The sequence below is a fragment of the Bacteroides sp. RTP31139st1_H2_RTP31139_211217 genome (assembly GCF_040227615.1).
GTDB lineage: Bacteria > Bacteroidota > Bacteroidia > Bacteroidales > Bacteroidaceae > Bacteroides > Bacteroides uniformis.
Genome location: NZ_JBCNZM010000312.1, coordinates 1,305 through 2,005 on the forward strand (window position 1 = coordinate 1,305; position 701 = coordinate 2,005).

The following is a 701-nucleotide window of genomic DNA, read 5'->3' on the forward strand; positions in this document are numbered from 1 at the left end:
GAATAGGTGTTTCCCAATGAAAGCATGGGATATTTGTGTGCCACTTGTGTGAAGTTCTTATTCAAATCACTCCCTACACGCATCGTGGGCGAATTATCATCTTGGTATTCAGGATGTTCTTTCTCTAAGTCTTGTAGCTCGCGCATCAGGTCGTCAAACTCCTTGTCGGATATTTCAGGAGCATTCAGCACATAATAATTGTAGTTGTGCTGGTGTAATTCCGCACGGAGCTGGTCTATTTTTTCTTTTACAGTCATAGGGTTTTCGGATTGTTTGAACGCAAAAATACGGGTTTCTCCCCGAATATTTGTACTTTTGCAGCTTGAAATAGCTAAAATAAAGTTATATGCGCATTGACATTATCACAGTTTTGCCAGAGATGATTGAGGGATTCTTTAACTGCTCCATCATGAAACGTGCTCAAAATAAAGGGCTTGCAGAGATACATATCCATAATCTTCGTGATTATACGGAAGATAAGTACCGTCGTGTAGACGATTATCCGTTTGGCGGCTTTGCCGGAATGGTCATGAAGATAGAGCCGATAGAGCGGTGTATCAACGCCTTGAAGGCCGAGCGGGATTATGACGAGGTTATCTTTACGACCCCCGATGGTGAGCAGTTCAATCAGCCGATGGCAAATACTCTTTCCCTTGCCCAGAATCTCATCATTCTCTGCGGGCATTTCAAAGGGATAGATT

At 42.9% G+C, this 701-nt stretch carries 1 protein-coding gene and 1 pseudogene; one reads left to right on the forward strand and one right to left on the reverse strand.

Annotated features, from left to right (window positions below; all coding sequences use genetic code 11):
* Positions 1 to 257 (reverse strand): DNA ligase LigA-related protein (locus tag ABUA47_RS24420; protein ID WP_410520198.1); only part of this gene is annotated, 257 nt, incomplete at its 3' end.
* Positions 258 to 346: 89 nt separating this feature from the next.
* On the opposite strand from ABUA47_RS24420, the pseudogene ABUA47_RS24425 reads away from it, so the two are divergent.
* A pseudogene (locus tag ABUA47_RS24425) lies at positions 347 to 701 on the forward strand (tRNA (guanosine(37)-N1)-methyltransferase TrmD); the annotation flags it as partial.